2 protein-coding genes (1 of these 2 only partly in view) are annotated in these 21343 nt (G+C 60.5%); both read left to right on the top strand.

What is annotated here, in order from left to right:
* A complete protein-coding gene (locus N018_RS28315) occupies window positions 1-19551 on the top strand; it encodes a non-ribosomal peptide synthase/polyketide synthase (protein ID WP_438826902.1) in 19551 nt (6516 codons plus the stop codon).
* Window positions 19518-21343: the start of a non-ribosomal peptide synthetase gene (locus tag N018_RS28185; protein WP_051476184.1), read on the top strand. Its footprint extends 8398 nt past the window's final position; the window shows 1826 of its 10224 coding nt (coding positions 1-1826); the start codon lies at window positions 19518-19520; its stop codon lies off the right edge, out of view. Before N018_RS28315 ends, N018_RS28185 begins: the two co-directional genes overlap by 34 nt.

Here is a 21343-nt window from a genome sequence, read left to right on the forward strand (position 1 = left end):
ATGTTCGACAATGAATGTCAGGACTTCGAACTCACCTCTCCTCAGCAAGGCATTTGGTTTGACCAAATCGCGAACCCTGAACTGCCCTACTACAACATCGGCATGATCCTTGAAATCAAAGGGGAACTGGATGTTCCGCTTTTCGAGAAAGCGTTCCAACTGGTCGTGGATCGCCATGACTCCTTGCGCCTGGTGCTCAGTGTGCAAGGCGGCAATGTACGTCAGCGTGTGTTGCCTTACGTCAAATCGCAGTTAAGCGTTGTCGAGTTCTCTGGTGAACAGGCTTCAGAGCAGCATGTAAAGGCGTACCTGCACGATGTTTTTCGTCAGCCATTCAACCTGGTGGGTGAAGTGCTTTGGGAGGCCCGGCTCGTGCGCTGCGGGCCAAACCGCTATTACTGCCTGCACCGCTACCATCACCTGATATGTGATGGCATCACGGTCAATTTGCTTCTTCAAGCTGTCGCAGATGCTTACAACGGCTTGCTGCGTGATGATCAAAACCCTCCTCAGGGAAATGCATACCTCTCGTTTATCGCAGAGGATCAAGCCTATACAGAATCGCCCCGCTTCGAACGTGACAAGGCGTTCTGGACAGAGCTGTATGCCGAGCTGCCGCCGCCTTTGCTACAGCCACGCGTCGCAGTTGCCGACAACCGTGTAGCGCCGAGCGCACTGAGCCAGATGAAGATTCCCCGGCGGCTGTTCAATGAACTTGCGCAGTTTGCACGTGGCAAGAACCTGTCACTCGCGCATATTTTCATAAGCATCATCAGCACGTACTTCTGCCGTACCACCGGCGTCGACTCCATCGTAATCGGCATGCCAGTCCACAACAGGACAACGGCTTACCAGAAGAACACGGCGGGCATGTTTTCCTCCCTGAGCCCCGTCCGTCTCGACGTGGACCCAGAGGCTTCGTTTCTGCAACTGATGCAGGCTACTTCGGCCAGCTTGCGCCGCAGCTACCGACATCAACGCTTTCCGATCGCAGAACTTAACAGGGTACTGAAACTGAGCCAGGCGGGCCGTCGGCAACTGTTTGACCTGTCACTGTCGTTTGAAAGCCTCGACGGAAATGCAGTATTCGGGAACAGCCCGACCGAAATATTCCGCGAGTACAGCGGGTATGAGCGCCTCCCACTGGCGATTTCCACCTGTGACTATCACCCGGACAAAGACGTTTATCTGGACTTCAACTTCAATACGGCGTTTTTCACGCGCGAAGAAGTGCAGAAGATTCAAACGCGTATTCTTTCAATGCTTACCCACGTGATCGAATGGCAAGACACGGCGGTTTGGCACTTTCCGATCATGCCGAAGGCCGAACAGCAACAACTGCTGCTGACATTCAATGCTGCAGAACACCTTTACCCACAAGACGAACTCATTCACACCCGATTCGAGCGACAGGCCGAACGCCAACCAGACGCCTGCGCCGTCAGCGACCATACCGGCAAGGTACTGACTTACGCCGAACTGAATCGTGAAGCCAACCAGTTGGCGCATCACCTGATCGAAAAGGGCATTGGCCTGGATGATCGGGTCGCCATTTGCGTCGAACGTGGGCCACAGATGATCATCGGATTGCTGGGGATTCTCAAGGCGGGCGCAGGTTATGTGCCGCTGGACCCCGCCTACCCCGCTGAACGTCTGGCCTATCTGCTGCAAGACAGCTCACCGGCCGCAGTGCTGGTGCAGGCCGCGACAGCGGACGTGCTGCCGCTCGGCTCGCTGCCTGTTATCAATCTGGACGATACGGCTTTGCAGACGCAATCCGTCCAGAATCCGCACGTACCGGGCCTGAACGCTTCGCATCTGGCCTACGTGATCTACACCTCCGGCTCCACCGGCCTGCCCAAGGGCGTGCAGGTCGAACATCGCAACGTGGCGCGGCTGTTCTCGGCCACCGACGCGTGGTTTGGCTTCAACGCCAATGACGTCTGGGCACTGTTCCACTCATTCGCCTTTGACTTCTCGGTCTGGGAAATCTGGGGCGCGCTGGTTCACGGCGCTCAACTGCTGATCGTCCCGCAATTGGTCAGCCGTTCGCCGCAGGAATGCTATGCCTTGTTGTGTGATGCAGGCGTGACGGTGTTGAACCAGACACCTTCCGCCTTCCGGCAGTTGATTGCCGCTCAAGGCGAAAACCAGCAATCGCACTCGTTACGCCAAGTGATCTTTGGTGGTGAAGCGCTGGATACGACCATGCTCAAACCCTGGTACGCCAGACCAACCAACGCCGGAACGCAACTGGTCAACATGTACGGCATCACCGAAACCACGGTGCACGTGACGTATTACCCACTGCTGGCTGCAGATGCCGAGCGCACAGGTGTCAGCCCGATTGGCCGGCGAATTCCGGATTTGCAGCTTTATGTGCTCGATGCACAGCGCGAGCCCGTGCCTCTGGGCGTGCCCGGTGAGTTGTATGTCGGCGGCGCCGGTGTTGCGCGTGGCTACCTGAATCGTCCTGAGCTGAATGAACAACGCTTTCTCGCCAACCCGTTCAGCGAACAACCCGGTGCCCGGCTTTATCGCACCGGCGACCTTGTGCGCTGGCTGGACGACGGCAACCTTGAGTACCTGGGCCGCAACGACGATCAGGTCAAGATCCGCGGCTTACGTATAGAACTGGGTGAAATCGAAGCCAAACTGGCAGCCCATGAGGCCGTTCGTGACGCCTTGGCGATGGCCCGTGAAGACATTCCCGGCGACCAGCGCCTGGTGGCCTACTTCATCGGCGATTCGGAAGTGAGCCTCGACGTACTGCACGATTATTTACTGGCGCAACTGCCGGACTACATGGTCCCGACCGCCTATGTGCAGTTGGAAAAACTGCCGTTGACCTCCAACGGCAAACTGGACCGCAACGCCCTGCCTGCTCCCGATCAGTCATCGGTGGTCAGTCGTGAGTACCAGGCACCGCAAGGGGCTAAAGAACGGGCCATTGCCGAGATATGGCAAGACCTGCTGGGTCTCGATCAGGTCGGTCGGCATGACCACTTCTTCGAGCTTGGCGGCCACTCGCTGCTCGCCGTGAAGCTGATCGAGCGCATGCGCCAGATCGGCCTGAGTGCTGACGTGCGCGTACTGTTCAGCCAGCCAACCCTGGCCGCGCTGGCCGCTGCCGTGGGCGGCGGCACGGAAGTCGTCGTACCGGCCAACCTGATCCCTGAGGACTGCGAACACATCACTCCGGACATGCTGCCGTTGGTGGACCTGACGCAGGCGTCCATCGACCAGATCGTGGCACGTGTGCCGGGTGGTGCAGCCAATGTGCAGGACATCTATGCCTTGGCACCCCTGCAGGAAGGCATTCTTTACCACCATCTTTCTGCGGAGCGCGGCGATCCGTATGTGCTGAAATCGGTTTTCGCTTTTCAGGATCAAGCCCGTCTGGACGCATTCAGCCAAGCACTGCAACAGTTGATTCAACGCCACGATATCCTCCGCACCTCGCTGTTTTGGGAAGGACTGGACGAGTCGGTGCAAGTGGTCTGGCGTCAGGCTTCCCTGGGCATGGAAACCCTCGACCTCGACCCGGCGCAGGGCGATATCTCCACGCAACTGCAGGATCGGTACGACCCTCGGCACTATCGCCTGGAGCTGGGGCAGGCACCGTTGATGCGGCTGGTCAGTGCCTACGATGCCCCCCAAAAACGAATCGTCTCGTTGCTGCTGTGTCATCACCTGGTGCTCGACCACACGGCCCTGGATGTGATGCGTGACGAAATACAGGCCCTGATGCGGGGTGAAGGCCATGAATTGCCTGCCTCGGCGCCTTACCGCAACTACGTCGCTCAGGCCCGTCTGGGCGTCAGTCTCGAATCCCACGAAGCCTTTTTCCGCGACCTGCTTGGCGATATAGACGAGCCCACTCTGCCGTTCAACCTGCACGATGTACAAGGCGACGGCAGCTTAATCGAAGAAGTGCATCACCGTATCGATTACACGTTGAGCCAGCGCCTGCGTAAGCAGGCCCGACAAGCCGGGGTGAGTGCGGCCAGTCTGGTGCACCTGGCCTGGGCTCAGGTACTGAGCAAAGTCACCGGCAAGGATACCGTAGTTTTCGGTACGGTCCTGATGGGCCGCATGAGCGGCAGCGCGGGGACAGACCGCGCGCTGGGCATGTTCATCAACACCTTGCCGATGCGCATCGACGTAGGCCATCGGGGGGCTCAAGTCAGCGTCAAAGCCACTCATGCGCAGCTGTCGGCCCTGCTGAAGCATGAGCATGCCTCGCTGGCACTGGCACAACGTTGCAGCGGCGTACCTGGCGATCTGCCGTTGTTCAGCGCCCTGCTCAACTACCGACACAGCGGTAGCGAAGCATTGAGTCCGGAAGCCGATGCCGCATGGGCCGGCATTCAAATGCTAAGTGGGCAGGAACGCACCAACTACCCATTGACCCTGAACGTGGACGATCTGGGTGAGGGCTTCATACTCAACGCCCAGACCGTTGTCGACATCGGCGCGCAGCGTGTCTGCAACTACATGCAAGCGGCTCTGCAAAGCCTGGTGGAAGCACTTGAACATGCACCTCAGGCGCCCTTGCACAGCCTGTCAATCCTGCCGGAACAGGAACGCCATCAACTGATTGTAGAGTTCAATGCCACCGCGCTGGATTACCCACTGGAGCAGACCATTCATGGCTTGTTCGAAGCCCAGGTCGAGCGCACACCGCAAGCGGTCGCCGTGGTGCATGGTGATGTTCGCCTGAGCTATCGCGAGCTGAATAACCGGGCCAACCAACTGGCGCATCACTTGCGTGATATCGGGGTCAAACCGGATTCTCGTGTCGCCATCTGTGTCGAACGTAGTGAATCGATGGTCATTGGTCTGCTGGCCATTTTGAAAGCCGGCGGCGGGTATGTGCCGCTGGATCCGACTTATCCTGCAGACCGAATTGCCTACATGTTGCAGGACAGCGCGCCGACTGCGGTTCTGGCACAACGCACGACGCTGGGTCTGCTGACGGATGTTTCGGTGCCGCTGATCAATCTGGACGATACCGCTTTGCAGGCGCAATCCGTCCAGAACCCGCACGTGCCGGACCTGACGCCGGCCCATTTGGCCTACGTAATCTACACCTCCGGCTCCACCGGCCTGCCGAAAGGCGTGATGATCGAACACCGCAACACCGTGAACTTCCTGACCTGGGCGCATCAATCGTTTGATTCGACGGTGCTGGCAAAAACCCTGTTCTCCACCTCGCTGAACTTCGACCTCGCGGTCTACGAGTGCTTCGCGCCACTGACCTCCGGTGGCAGCGTCGATGTGGTCACTAATGTGCTGGCAATGCAGCAGGGTGACCACGATGTCACGCTGATCAATACCGTACCTTCAGCCCTCAAGGCGCTGCTCGAATCGGGGGGGTTAAGTGAAAGCGTGCACACCGTCAACGTCGCCGGTGAAGCCCTGAAACGCAGCCTGGTGGAAAGCCTGTTCCAGCAGACCCACGTCAAACGCCTGTGCAACCTCTATGGCCCGTCGGAAACCACTACGTATTCGAGTTGGGTATCCATGGACCGCGAACAGGGTTTTGCGTCGCACATCGGCAAACCCGTCGGCAACACTCAGTTTTACCTGCTGGATAAACAGATGCAGCCCGTCCCGCTGGGTGTTCCGGGAGAAATCTACATCGGTGGTGCCGGTGTCGCTCGCGGTTATCTGAACCGCGACGACCTGACCGCTGAGCGGTTCCTGCGTGACCCGTTCAGCAAGGACCCGAACGCCCGGATGTACAAAACCGGCGATCTGGGCCGCTGGCTGGCAGACGGCAATATCGAATATCTGGGCCGAAACGATGATCAGGTCAAGATCCGTGGTTTCCGTATCGAACTGGGTGAAATCGAAGCCTGTCTTGCAAAACATGAATCGGTAAAAGAAGCAGTAGTCATGGCCCGCGATGATGTGCCGGGTGATAAGCGCCTGGTGGCCTACTTCACCGCTGATTCGGAAGTGAGCCTCGACATACTGCGCGAGTACTTACTGGGGCAACTGCCGGACTACATGGTCCCGACCGCCTATGTGCAATTGGAAAAACTGCCGCTGACCCCCAACGGAAAGCTGGACCGCAAGGCCCTGCCCGCTCCCGACCAGTCATCGGTGATCAGCCATGGATACGAGGCTCCCGTCGGTGGCATCGAGATCGCCATCGCCGATCTCTGGCAAGACCTATTGGGCATTGATCAGGTCGGTCGCAATGACCACTTCTTCGAACTGGGTGGTCACTCGCTGCTCGCCGTAAAACTGATCGAACGCATGCGTCAGATTGGCCTGAGTGCCGACGTGCGTGTGCTGTTCAGCCAGCCAACCCTGGCCGCGCTGGCCGCTGCCGTGGACGGCGGCACGCAAGTCGTCGTACCGGCCAACCTGATTCCTGAGCACTGCAAACACATCACCCCGGATATGCTGCCATTGGTAGACCTGAATCAGGCGTCCATCGACCAGATCGTGGCTCGTGTGCCGGGCGGCGGGACCAACGTGCAGGATATCTATCCGTTGGCACCGCTGCAGGAAGGCATTCTTTACCATCATCTGATGGCCCCCGAGGATGATCCGTACCGGCGAACAGCGCTGTTCAACTTTGACAGCCAGCAACGCGTGCAAAAGTTCGCGGAAGCCTTGCAGGCGGTGATTGACCGCCACGACATCTTGCGCACCAGCGTACTGTGGGAAGACCTCGACGAACCAGTCCAGGTGGTGTGGCGCCATGCCGAGTTGAGCGTGGAAGAGATCCGCATCGACCCAGCAGCCCCAAATATCACCGCGCAGTTGCAGGAAGTCCTCGACCCGCATCACCACCACTTGGACATCCGCGAGGCGCCCATGATGCGCATTGCCTATGCCCATGATCCGGTCAACAACCGCTGGGCAGCGCTGCTGGTGTTCCATCACCTGATCAACGACGCCACCTCGCTCCCCGTACTGGCCCATGAAATTGAAGCCTGCATGCAGGGTCAGGAACACCTGTTGCCCGCCTCGGTGCCGTACCGCAACTACGTGGCGCAGGCGCGATTGGGCGTCAGTCTCGAAGCCCACGAAGCCTTCTTCTGCGACCTGCTCGGCGACATCGACGAGCCCACCCTGCCGTTTGACCTGCACGATGTGCAAGGCGATGGCAGCGTAATCGAAGAAGTGCAGCACCGTATTGATGACACATTGAGCCAGCGCCTGCGCAAGCAGGCCCGGCTATGCGGTGTGAGTACGGCCAGCCTGTATCACATGGCCTGGGCTCAGGTATTGGGCAAAGTCACCGGCAAGGATGAGGTGGTCTTCGGCACCGTACTGATGGGACGGATGCAGGGTGGCGACGGCGCCGACCGCTCGTTGGGGATGTTCATCAACACCCTGCCGTTACGGGTCGAGCTGGGCAACCAGGGCGTACGCAACGGCGTTAAGCAGACCCACGCCCACCTGACCGCATTGCTCGGTCATGAACATGCGTCTCTCGTGTTGGCTCAGCGTTGCAGTGGGGTGCCGGCGCCGACTCCGTTGTTCAGCGCCTTGCTCAACTATCGCCACACCGACGTAACGAGCAGTGCCGCCGAGGGTCTGGGTAACTGGATCGATATCGAGCGATTAAAAGGCACGGAACGCACCAACTACCCGCTGGCCCTGAACGTGGATGATGAGGGCCTGGGCTTTACTTTTACCCTCACCTGCCCAATCGATATCGGGGCTGAACGGATCGCTGGCTACGTGCAAACGGCACTGGAAAGCCTGGTGGAAGCACTTGAGCATGCACCACAGGCGCCTTTAAACAGCCTGTCGATCCTGCCGGAACAGGAACGCAATCAACTCATTGTCGACTTCAATGCCACCACGCTGGATTACCCACTGGAGCAGACCATTCATGGGCTGTTCGAAGCGCAGGTCGAGCGCACGCCGCAAGCGGTCGCTGTGGTGCATGGCGATCTCCGCCTGAGTTATCGCGAGCTGAATAATCGTGCCAACCAGCTGGCGCACCAGTTGATCGAACTGGGCATCGGCCCGGATAATCGGGTGGCGATCTGCGTCGAGCGCAGCGAGCCGATGATCGTCGGCCTGCTGGCGACCCTCAAGGCAGGCGCGGGTTATGTGCCGCTGGACCCCGCCTACCCCGCTGAACGTCTGGCCTATCTGCTGCAGGACAGCTCACCGGCCGCAGTGCTGGTGCAGGCCGTGACAGCGGACGTGCTGTCGCTCGGTTCGCTGCTTGTTATCAATCTGGACGACACGGCTTTGCAGATGCAATCCGTCCAGAATCCGCACGTACCTGGCCTGACCCCGGCCCATCTGGCCTACGTGATCTACACCTCCGGCTCCACCGGTATGCCGAAAGGCGTGCAGGTCGAGCATCGCAACGTGGCGCGCCTGTTCTCGGCCACTGACGCATGGTTTGACTTCAATGCCAATGACGTCTGGGCGCTGTTCCATTCGTTCGCCTTTGACTTCTCGGTCTGGGAAATCTGGGGCGCGCTGGTTCATGGCGCTCAACTGCTTATCGTCCCGCAACTGGTCAGCCGTTCGCCGCAGGAATGCTATGCACTGCTCTGCGACGCCGGCGTCACGGTGCTCAGCCAGACACCAAGTGCCTTCCGTCAACTGATCGCGGCGCAAGGCGAAAGCCAGCAGTCGCACTCGTTGCGTCAGGTGATCTTCGGTGGCGAAGCGCTGGACACGGCCATGCTCAAACCCTGGTACGCCAGACAGGCCAACGCCGGGACGCAACTGGTCAACATGTACGGCATCACCGAAACCACGGTGCACGTGACGTATTACCCACTGCTGGCTGCAGATGCCGAGCGCACAGGTGTCAGCCCGATTGGCCGGCGAATTCCGGATTTGCAGCTTTATGTGCTCGATGCACAGCGAGAGCCCGTGCCTCTGGGCGTGCCCGGCGAGTTGTATGTCGGCGGCGCCGGGGTTGCGCGTGGCTACCTGAACCGTCCCGAACTGAATGAACAACGCTTCCTCATCAACCCGTTCAGCGAACAGCCTGGCGCCCGGCTGTACCGCACCGGCGACCTGGTGCGTTGGCTGGCCGATGGCAGCCTCGAGTATCTGGGACGCAACGACGATCAGGTCAAGATCCGCGGCTTCCGTATCGAACTGGGAGAGATCGAAGCGCTACTGGCAAAGCATGAATCGGTGAAGGACGCCGTGATCATCGCGCGTGAAGACGTGCCTGGCGACAAGCGTCTGGTGGCTTATTACACATCACCGGTGTCGGACGAAACGCAGAACATCGAAACCCTGCGTACCCATTTGCAGGCGCAACTGCCGGATTACATGGTGCCTGCCGCCTACGTCCGTCTAGAGTCTCTGCCGCTGACCCCCAACGGAAAACTGGACCGCAAGGCCCTGCCCGCACCGGATCTGTCGTCGGTGATCAGTCGCGAATACCAAGCGCCGCAAGGGGCTACCGAACGGGCCATTGCCGAGATATGGCAAGACCTGTTGGGCATCGATCAGGTCGGTCGTCATGACCACTTCTTCGAGCTCGGCGGCCACTCGCTGCTCGCCGTGAAGCTGATCGAACGCATGCGCCAGGTCGGCCTGAGTGCCGACGTACGCGTGCTGTTCACCCAGCCAACCCTTGCAGCGCTGGCCGCAGCCGTGGGCGGTGGCACGGAAATCGTGGTGCCGACCAACCTGATTCCTGAGGAGTGCGAACACATCACTCCGAACATGCTGCCATTGGTAGACCTGAATCAGGCGTCAATCGACCAGATCGTGGCCCATGTGCCGGGTGGTGTAGCCAATGTGCAGGATATCTATGCCTTGGCACCGCTGCAGGAAGGCATTTTTTATCACCACCTGATGGCCTCCGAGAATGATCCGTACCGGCGAACGGTGCTGTTCAACTTTGACAGCCAGATACGCGTGCAACAGTTTGCGGTGGCCTTGCAAACGGTAATTGCCCGCCACGACATTTTGCGCACCAGCGTACGTTGGGAAGACCTCGACGAACCGGTTCAGGTGGTCTGGCGCCACGCCGAGATGAGCGTGCAAGAGATCCGCATCGATTCCGAGGCAACTGATCCCGCCGCGCAGTTGCAGGAAGCCCTCGACCCGCGTCACCACCCCTTGGACATCCGCCAGGCGCCCATGATGCGCATCGCCTATGCCCATGACTCAGTCAATGACCGCTGGGCAGCACTGCTGGTGTTCCATCACCTGATCAACGACGCCACGTCGCTCCCCGTGCTGGCGCATGAGATCGAAGCCTGCATGCAGGGTCAGGAACACCTGTTGCCGGTCTCGGTGCCGTACCGCAACTACGTGGCGCAGGCGCGTCTGGGCGTCAGTCTCGAAGCCCACGAAGCGTTCTTCCGTAACCTGCTCGGCGACATCGACGAGCCCACCCTGCCGTTCGACCTGCGCGATGTGCAGGGCGATGGCAGCGAACTCGAAGAAGTGCGCCAAGAGGTCGAGCCTGACCTGGCCCGCCGTTTGCGCCAGCAGGCACAGAGTCTGGGCGTCAGTGCGGCCAGCCTGTACCACCTGGCCTGGGCTCAGGTACTGGGCAAAGTCACCGGCAAGGATGAGGTGGTCTTCGGCACAGTATTGATGGGACGGATGCAAGGTGGCGACGGCGCCGACCGCTCGTTGGGGATGTTCATCAACACCCTGCCGTTGCGGGTTGAGCTGGGCAACCAGGGCGTACGCAACGGCGTGAAGCAGACCCACGCCCGTCTGACCGCGTTGCTCGGCCATGAACATGCGTCACTGGTACTGGCTCAGCGCTGCAGCGGGGTGCCGACGCCGACTCCGTTGTTCAGCGCCTTACTCAACTACCGCCACAGCGACGCATCAAGTAATGCCAAGGGACTGGGGGCCTGGCTCGATATCGAGCGGTTGAAAGGCACGGAACGCACCAACTACCCTCTGGCCTTAAGCGTGGATGATCAGGGCCAGGGTTTTGCCTTGACCCTCACCTGCCCGATCGACATCGGGGCTGAACGGATCGCAGGCTACGTGCAAACAGCGTTGGAAAGTTTGGTCAATGCATTGGCAGACGCTCCGTCATCACCGCTCAACACGTTGCCAATCCTGCCGCAGGATGAATTGCAGACACTACTGGTGGACTTCAACGCCACTGCGTTGGATTACCCGCTGGAGCAGACGATTCATGGGCTGTTCGAAGTTCAGGTAGAGCGTACGCCGCAAGCAGTCGCTCTGGTGCATGGCGATCTCCGCCTGAGTTATCGCGAGCTGAATAACCGGGCCAACAAACTGGCGCACCAGTTGATCGAACTGGGCATCGGCCCGGATGATCGGGTGGCGATCTGCGTCGAACGTGGGCCACAGATGATCGTAGGCCTGCTGGCGATCCTCAAGGCCGGAGCCGGTTATGTGCCGCTGGACCCAGCCTACCCCGCTGAACGCTTGGCCTATATGCTGCTGGACAGCACACCGGCCGCAGTGCTGGTGCAGGCCGCGACTGCGGATGTGCTGACGCTCGGCTCGCTGCCTGTCATCAATCTGGACGACGTCGCTTTGCAGGCGCAATCCGTCCAGAATCCGCACGTGCCGGGCCTGACCCCGGCCCATCTGGCCTACGTAATCTACACCTCCGGCTCCACCGGTCTGCCCAAGGGCGTCCAGGTCGAACATCGAAACGTCGTGAATCTGGTGCAGTGGGGCTCGCTACTTTGTCCGACAGCGCAACACGGCGCGCTGTTGCACAAGACATCGATCAGTTTCGACGCCTCGGTGTGGGAAATCTTCTGGCCGCTGTGCAGTGGTCTGCCATTGGTACTGGCGCGTCCCGACGGGCAACATGATCCAGCCTATCTGGCTCGGCTGATTCGTGAGCGGCAAGTCAGTGTGGTGCAGTTCGTACCGGTGCTGCTCCAGCAATTCCTCGATCTGCCGGACAGCAGCCAGTGCCTCAGCCTGACCGATATCGTGTGCGGCGGCGGTGAGCTGACGGTCGCGCTGGCCAGGCAGGTCCGCCAGCGCCTGCCATGGGCACGTTTACACAACGTTTACGGACCGACGGAAACCACTGTGGATTGCAGTTCCTGGACACTGGAGCCGCACATGCCGGTGCCAGAAGCCACGCTGCCGATCGGTCGTCCGATCGGCAATACGCGACTTTACGTGCTGGATACGCATGACCAGCGCGTTCCGCTGGGCGTGATCGGTCAACTGCACATAGGCGGTGCCGGTGTCACCCGCGGCTACCTGAACCTGCCGCACCAGCAGGCCGAGCGCTTCATCGACAGCCCCTTCGTTAACGGTGATCGCCTGTATCGCAGCGGCGATCTGGTACGCCAGCAGGCGGACGGCAATATCGAGTACCTGGGGCGCAACGACGATCAGGTCAAGCTCCGTGGCTTCCGTATCGAACTGGGCGAGATCGAGTCGCAACTGTCTGAGTGCCCCGGAGTCAGGGAGGCTGTGGTGCTGGTGCGCGAGCACCGTCCCGGCGACAAACGCCTGGTGGCGTACCTGACGGCGCGGGAAGGTGCCGTGTTGTCGGCGCCGCAGTTGCGCGAGCAACTGTCGCAAAGGCTGGCGGAATACATGATTCCGAGCGCCTTCGTAACGCTGGCGCGTTTCCCGCTAACGCCGAATGGCAAGCTGGATCGACGGGCATTGCCGGAGCCGGAGGACGACGCTTATGCCAGTCGTGGTTACGAGCCGCCGGTAGGTGAAATCGAACATGCGCTAGCGGATATCTGGCAGGCGTTGCTGGGGCTGGATCGTGTAGGTCGCCACGATCACTTCTTTGAACTGGGAGGGCATTCGTTACTGGCGGTGCAACTGGTTTCGCGTCTGCGTCAGCGCTTCGAGGTCGAAGTGGCACTGCGGGATGTGTTTGCCGAGCCGACGCTGCAAGGTCAGGCACGTCAGGTGGCGAGCGCCCGGCTCACTGCGCAGACGCCGTTGACGCCAGTGGATCGCGATCTGCCATTGCCGCTGTCGTGGGCGCAACAGCGCTTGTGGTTCCTCGATCAACTGGACCGTGCGGCGGGAGCCGCCTATCACATCCCGGCGGGACTGCGCTTGCGCGGCCGATTGGACAGCGAGGCCTTGCAGGCCACGCTGGACCGGATCGTGGCGCGCCACGAAACCCTGCGCACCCATTTTGCCTTGCACGAGGGCCAGGCGATCCAGGTGATCGCGCCGGCGACCCAGGGTTTCGCCCTGGCCACTCATGACCTGCGCGCTCTGGACAGCGCGGCGCAACACGAGACACAACACGAGGCCGTGGAGCGGCTCGCTCGCGAGGAGGCGGTGGCGCCATTCGACTTGTCGAGCGGTCCGCTGGTTCGCGGGCGGCTTGTGCAACTGTCGGAGACGGAGCACATCCTGCTGGTGACGCAGCACCATATCGTTTCGGACGGTTGGTCAACGGGCGTTCTGCTGCAAGAAATCGGGACGTTGTACCGTGCCTTCAGCCAAGGGCTGGCCGACCCTCTGCCGGCACTGGCCTTCCAGTATGTCGACTACGCCGCGTGGCAGCGGCAATGGTTGCAGGGCGAAAACCTGCACACGCAGGTCGACTTCTGGCGGCAACACCTGAGCGGAGCACCGGCCTTGCTGGAGCTGCCAAGCGACCACCGCCGCCCACCGTTGCGCAGTTATGCCGGGGGGCGTGTGAGCCTGGCCCTGAGTCCGGCTTTGACGGCAGGGTTGCGGCAGTTGGGCCAGCGTCACGGTGCAACGCTGTTCATGACTTTGCTGGTGGGCTGGTCGAGTCTGTTGAGCCGGTTCAGCGGGCAGGACGATGTGGTGATCGGCACGCCGGTGGCAAATCGTCCGCGCAGCGAACTGGAGTCGCTGATTGGCTTCTTCGTCAACACACTGGCGCTGCGGATCAGGCCGGAAGGGAGCCTGAGCGTGACGGCGCTGCTGGAGCAGGTCAAGGCGATCATGCTGGCGGCACATGCGCATCAGGACCTGCCGTTCGAGCAGGTGGTGGAGGCGCTGCAGCCCCCGCGCAGCCTGGCTCATAGCCCGATCTTCCAGGTCATGCTGGCGCTGAACAACACGCCGGGCGGCAGCGAACTCAGCCTGCCGGAGCTGAGCCTGGAGCCGCTGCAAGCGCCGCACACGACGGCCCAGTTCGATCTGTCGCTTTCGCTGGTCGAAGCGGATGGCGGGTTGATGGGCTCTCTGGAATATGCGAGCGATCTGTTCGAACGTGCGACGATCGAGCGGATGGCGGGGCACTTGCAGGTGCTTCTGGAAGGCATGGTGGCGGATGACCAGCAATCGGTCGGAGAACTGCCGCTGCTGTCGTGCGAGCAACGTCGGCAGGTGTTGGAGTCGTTCAACGATACGGCAGTGGCCTACCCGGCGGACAAGTTGCTTCATCAACTGTTCGAGGAGCAGGTGGCACGACGGCCGGATGCCCTGGCGGTGGCCGATGAAACCGGAAGCCTGACCTATGGCGAACTCAATGCCCGGGCGAATCGACTGGCACATTATCTGATCGGCCTGGGTGTCCAGCCGGATGATCGGGTTGCGATCTGTGCGCAGCGCAGCCTGGAAATGGTGGTGGGCTTGCTGGGTATTCTGAAGGCGGGCGGTGCGTATGTGCCGCTGGATCCTGGGTATCCGTCGGAGCGGTTGCACTACATGTTGGAGGACAGCACGCCGGTGACGGTGCTGGTGCAGGGCGAGACCCGGACGTTACTGGGCGAGTTGGCGGTACCGACGCTCGATCTGCAAGGTGACGACTGGGAGGTTGAGGCTGAACATAATCCCGTAGTGCCGGCCATCACGCCGCAGCACCTGGTCTATGTGATCTATACCTCGGGTTCCACTGGTAAACCCAAAGGCGTGGCCAACCAGCATGACGGCGTCGTCAACCGATTGTGGTGGGCGCAGAGCGAATACCGGATCGGAGCCGATGATCGTGTCTTGCAGAAGACTCCCTTCGGCTTCGATGTATCGGTCTGGGAGATCTTCCTGCCTCTGCTGGCCGGGGCACAACTGGTCATGGCCCGCGCCGGCGGGCATCAAGACCCTCACTACCTGATGGAGGTGATCGAGCGCCGAAGCATCAGCATGCTGCACTTTGTTCCTTCCATGCTGCAGGCCTTTGTCAATCAGACGCCAGCAGGGCGGTGTTCGACGCTCAAGCGAGTACTTTGCAGTGGTGAAGCGCTGCCGCATGCTTTGCAATTGCAAGGCCAGGCACATTTCCCGAAAAGCGAGTTGCACAATCTGTACGGGCCCACCGAAGCAGCCATTGACGTCACTGCATGGCATTACGTGGCAGAGCAGGATATCGGTATCGTTCCGATCGGCCGTCCGATAGCGAATACACAGATTTACCTGTTGGATGCGCACGGCCAGCCGGTACCCATCGGGGTCAGCGGCGAGATCCATATCGGCGGTATCGGGGTTGCCCGTGGTTATCTCAATCGGCCGGAATTGACGGCGGAGCGTTTCCTGGAGGATCCGTTCAGTGCCGAGCCGGCGGCGCGGATGTACAGGAGCGGGGATCTGGGGCGCTGGCTGGCGGACGGTAATATCGAGTACCTGGGGCGTAACGACGATCAGGTCAAGCTCCGGGGCTACCGTATCGAACTGGGCGAGATCGAGTCGCAGCTTGCGGGTTGCCACGGGGTCAGGGAGGCGGTGGTACTGGCGCGCGAGCACCGTCCCGGAGACAAACGCCTGGTGGCGTACCTGACAGCGCAGGAAGGTGCCGTGTTGTCGGCGGCACAGTTGCGCGAGCAACTGTCGCAAGGGCTGGCGGAGTACATGATCCCGAGTGCCTTTGTAAAACTGGCGCGTTTCCCGCTAACGCCGAACGGCAAGCTGGATCGACGGGCATTGCCAGCGCCGGAGGACGACGCTTATGCCAGTCGTGGTTACGAGGCGCCGGTAGGTGAAATCGAACATGCGCTGGCGGAGATCTGGCAGGCGTTGCTGGGGCTGGAGCGGGTAGGTCGCCATGACCATTTCTTTGAACTGGGCGGACATTCGCTGCTGGCGGTCAGCCTCATCGAACGCATGCGTCAGATTGGCCTGCGTGCCGACGTGCGGGTGCTGTTCAGCCAGCCAACTCTGATGGCGCTGGCAGCAGCAGCGGGTGGCACGGGAGTGGTGGTGCCGGCCAATCTCATTGAGCCCGGTTGCCTGAAAATCACGCCGGACATGCTGCCATTGACGGATCTGACTCAGGACGCCATCGACCACATCGTGGCCACGGTGCAGGGAGGTGTGGCCAACGTACAGGATATCTATCCGTTGGCACCGCTGCAGGAAGGCATCCTTTACCACCACCTGATGGCCGCCGAGGGGGATCCGTACCTGCAATATGCTCTGTTCGGTTTTGACAGCCTGGAACGCGCACAACATTTCACTGCGGCCTTGCAGACGGTGATTGCTCGCCACGACATCTTGCGCACCAGCGTACTCTGGGAAGGCCTCGACGAACCGGTTCAGGTGGTCTGGCGCAAAGCGCGCCTGACGCTCGATACCGTGCTGCTGGAGTCGGCCGACGGCGATATAGCCAGCCGGTTATACGAGCGTTTCGATCCTCGTCAGCACCGCCTGGATATTCGTCAGGCACCGCTGATCCACATGGTGTGCGCGCAGGACCCTGACAACGAGCGTTGGGTAGCAATGCTGCGGTTTCATCATCTGATCGACGATGTCACCTCGCTGGCCGTTATTTCCCGTGAAGTCGAAGCCTGCATGCTGGGCCAGGAACACCACCTGCCCGCCTCGGTGCCGTACCGCAACTACGTGGCTCAGGCGCGTCTGGGCGTCAGCATCGAGGCCCACGAAGCCTTCTTCCGCGACCTGCTCGGCGACATCGATGAACCCACCCTGCCGTTTGATCTGCACGATGTACAAGGCGACGGCAGCGGTGTCAAAGAGGCTCATCTGCCGCTGGATTCGTCCCTGAGCAAGCGCTTGCGTGTGCAGGCCCGGCAGTTGGGCGTCAGCGCAGCCTGCCTGCATCATCTGGCGTGGGCACAGGTGCTGAGCCGGATTTCTGGCAAGGACGATGTGGTTTTCGGCACCGTACTGATGGGCCGCATGAATAGCGGAGAAGGTGCTGACCGTGCCCTGGGGATGTTCATCAACACATTGCCCATGCGTATTAATGTGGGTCATCAGGGGGCTCAGGCAAGCGTTCAAGCCACTCATGCACAACTCTCGGCACTGCTTGAGCATGAGCATGCCTCGCTGGCTCTGGCGCAACGCTGCAGCGGTGTCGCTGCGCCGGCGCCGTTATTCAGTGCCTTGCTCAACTACCGGCATGGCGCGGCTGGCACCGCCTCGGCAGAAGCGCTCTACGCCTGGCACGGTATTGAAGTGCTGGGTGGGGAAGAACGCACCAACTACCCACTGACCCTGAACGTCGATGACTTGGGCGATGGCTTTAAACTCACTGCTCTGGTTGCCGGGCAGGCAGACGCGCAAAGGGTCTGCGCCTATATGCAAGCGGCCCTGGAAAGCCTGGTGGAAGCACTTGAGCATGCACCTCAGGCTCTCTTGCACAGCCTGTCGATCCTGCCGGAACAGGAACGCCATCAACTGATTGTAGAGTTCAATGCCACCGCGCTGGATTACCCACTGGAGCAGACCATTCATGGGCTGTTCGAAGCCCAGGTCGAGCGCACACCGCAGGCGGTCGCCGTGGTGCATGGTGATGTCCGCCTGAGTTATCGCGAGCTGAATAACCGGGCCAACCAGTTGGCGCATCACTTGCGTGATATCGGGGTCAAACCGGATTCTCGTGTCGCCATCTGCGTCGAACGTAGTGAATCGATGGTCATTGGTCTGCTGGCCATTTTGAAAGCCGGCGGCGGGTATGTGCCGCTGGACCCGGCTTATCCTGCAGACCGAATTGCCTACATGTTGCAGGACAGCGCGCCGACTGCGGTTCTGGCACAACGCACGACGCTGGGTCTGCTGACGGATGTTTCGGTGCCGCTGATCAATCTGGACGATACCGCTTTGCAGGCGCAATCCGTCCAGAACCCGCACGTGCCGGACCTGACGCCGGCCCATTTGGCCTACGTAATCTACACCTCCGGCTCCACCGGCCTGCCGAAAGGCGTGATGATCGAACACCGCAACACCGTGAACTTCCTGACCTGGGCGCATCAATCGTTTGATTCGACGGTGCTGGCAAAAACCCTGTTCTCCACCTCGCTGAACTTCGACCTCGCGGTCTACGAGTGCTTCGCGCCACTGACCTCCGGTGGCAGCGTCGATGTGGTCACTAATGTGCTGGCACTGCAGCACGGTGACCACGATGTCACGCTGATCAATACCGTACCTTCAGCCCTCAAGGCGCTACTGGAATCGGGGGGGTTGAGTGAAAGCGTGCACACCGTCAACGTCGCCGGTGAAGCCCTGAAACGCAGCCTGGTGGAAAGCCTGTTCCAGCAGACCCACGTCAAACGCCTGTGCAACCTCTATGGCCCGTCGGAAACCACTACGTATTCGAGTTGGGTATCCATGGACCGCGAACAGGGTTTTGCGTCGCACATCGGCAAACCCGTCGGCAACACTCAGTTTTACCTGCTGGATAAACAGATGCAGCCCGTCCCGCTGGGTGTTCCGGGAGAAATCTACATCGGTGGTGCCGGTGTCGCTCGCGGTTATCTGAACCGCGACGACCTGACCGCTGAGCGGTTCCTGCGTGACCCGTTCAGCAAGGACCCGAACGCCCGGATGTACAAAACCGGCGATCTGGGCCGCTGGCTGGCAGACGGCAATATCGAATATCTGGGCCGAAACGATGATCAGGTCAAGATCCGGGGTTTCCGTATCGAACTGGGTGAAATCGAAGCCTGTCTTGCAAAACATGAATCGGTAAAAGAAGCAGTAGTCATGGCCCGCGATGATGTGCCGGGTGATAAGCGCCTGGTGGCCTACTTCACCGCTGATTCGGAAGTAAGCCTCGACGTACTGCGCGAGCATTTGCTGAATCAACTGCCGGATTACATGGTGCCTGCGGCCTATGTCAGTCTTGAGTCTCTACCGTTGACCCCCAACGGCAAGCTGGACCGTAAGGCCCTGCCCGCTCCCGATCAACAGGCCCTGGTCAGCCGTGAATACCAGGCGCCGCAAGGTGTAGCCGAACGGACCATTGCCGATATCTGGCAAGACCTGCTGGGCATCGACCAAGTGAGTCGTCATGACCACTTCTTCGAGCTCGGCGGTCACTCGCTGTTGGCCGTGAAGCTGATCGAACGCATGCGCCAACAGAACATGAGCGCCGATGTGCGTGTGTTGTTCAGCCAGCCAACCCTGGCCGCGCTGGCCGCAGCCGTGGGCGGCGGCATGGAAATCGTGGTGCCGGCCAACCTGATTCCTGAGCACTGCGAACGGATTACCCCGGACATGCTGCCGTTGGTGGACCTGACTCAGGACGCCATCGACCGCATCGTGGCCCAAGTGCCCGGCGGCGTAGGCAACGTACAGGATGTCTACCCTTTGGCACCGCTGCAGGAAGGTATTCTTTACCACCACCTGATGGCCCCGAGGATGATCCATACCGGCGAACGGTACTGTTCAACTTTGACAGCCAGGAACGCGTGCATCAGCTCGCTGCGGCCTTGCAGACGGTGATTGCCCGCCACGACATCTTGCGCACCAGCGTAATTTGGGAGGACCTCGATGAACCGGTTCAGGTGGTCTGGCGCCATGCCGAGCTAAGCGTGGAAGAGATCCGCATCGACCCCGCGCAGTTGCAGGAAGCCCTCGACCCGCGTCATCACCACCTGGACATTCGTCAGGCGCCCATGATGCGTATCGCCTATGCCAATGATCCGGTCAATGACCGCTGGGCAGCGCTGCTGGTGTTTCATCACCTGATCAACGACGCCACCTCGTTACCCGTACTGGCCCATGAGATCGAAGCCTGCATGCAGGGCCAAGAAGACCAACTGCCGGTCTCGGTGCCGTACCGCAACTACGTGGCGCAGGCGCGATTGGGCGTCAGCCTCGAAGCCCACGAAGCTTTCTTCCGCGAACTGCTCGGCGACATCGACGAGCCCACCCTGCCGTTCGACCTGCACGATGTTCAAGGCGATGGCAGCGAACTCGAAGAAGTGCGCCAGCAGGTCGAGGCTGAACTGGCCGGCCGCTTGCGCCAGCAGGCACAGAGCCTCGGCGTCAGTGCGGCCAGCCTGTATCACCAGGCCTGGGCTCAGGTACTGGGCAAAGTCACCGGCAAGGATGAGGTAGTCTTCGGCACTGTACTGATGGGCCGGATGCAGGGTGGCGACGGCGCAGACCGCTCCCTGGGTATGTTCATCAACACCCTGCCGTTACGCGTCGAGCTGGGCACCCAAGGCGTGCGCAACGGCGTGAAGCAGACCCACGCCCGTCTGACCGCCCTCCTCGGCCATGAACATGCGTCTCTGGTACTGGCTCAGCGTTGCAGCGGGTTGCAAGCGCCGACTCCATTGTTCAGCGCCTTGCTCAACTACCGGCACACCAGCGCACCGAGTAGTACCGCCGAGGGTCTGGGTACCTGGATCGATGTCGAACGGTTAAACGGCACGGAACGCACCAACTACCCGTTAGCCTTGAACGTTGATGATGAGGGCCTGGGCTTTACTTTCACCCTCACCTGCCCGGTCGACATCGGGGCTGAACGGATCGCAGGCTACGTGCAAACGGCGTTGGAAAGTTTGGTCAAGGCATTGGAAGACGCCCCGTCATCCGCACTCAACACATTGCCAATCCTGCCGCAGGAGGAACTACAAAAACTGCTGGTGGACTTCAACACCACCGCGCTGAAATACCCTCTGGAGCAGACCATTCATGGGCTGTTCGAAGCCCAGGTCGAGCGCACACCGCAGGCGGTCGCCGTGGTGCATGGTGATGTCCGCCTGAGTTATCGCGAGCTGAATAACCGGGCCAACCAGTTGGCGCATCACTTGCGTGATATCGGGGTCAAACCGGATTCCCGAGTCGCCATCTGCGTCGAACGTAGTGAGTCAATGGTCGTCGGTCTTCTGGCCATTTTGAAAGCCGGCGGCGGATATGTGCCGCTGGACCCGGCTTATCCTGCGGACCGAATTGCCTACATGTTGCAGGACAGCGCGCCGGCAGCAGTGCTGGCGCAAAGCACGACGCTGGCTCTGCTGACGGATGTTTCGGTGCCGGTCATTGCGCTGGATAGCGATAACTGGAAGGGAGAATCGGTCGCCAATCTGCTGATCCCAGATCTGACACCGGCCCACTTGGCCTACGTAATCTACACCTCGGGTTCGACCGGCCTGCCAAAAGGCGTAATGATCGAACACCGCAACACGGTGAACTTCCTGACCTGGGCGCATCAGTCATTTGACTCGACGGTGCTGGCAAAAACCCTGTTCTCCACCTCGCTGAACTTCGACCTCGCGGTCTACGA

Origin of the sequence: Pseudomonas syringae CC1557 (assembly GCF_000452705.1) — a bacterium.
Taxonomy (GTDB): domain Bacteria; phylum Pseudomonadota; class Gammaproteobacteria; order Pseudomonadales; family Pseudomonadaceae; genus Aquipseudomonas; species Aquipseudomonas syringae_F.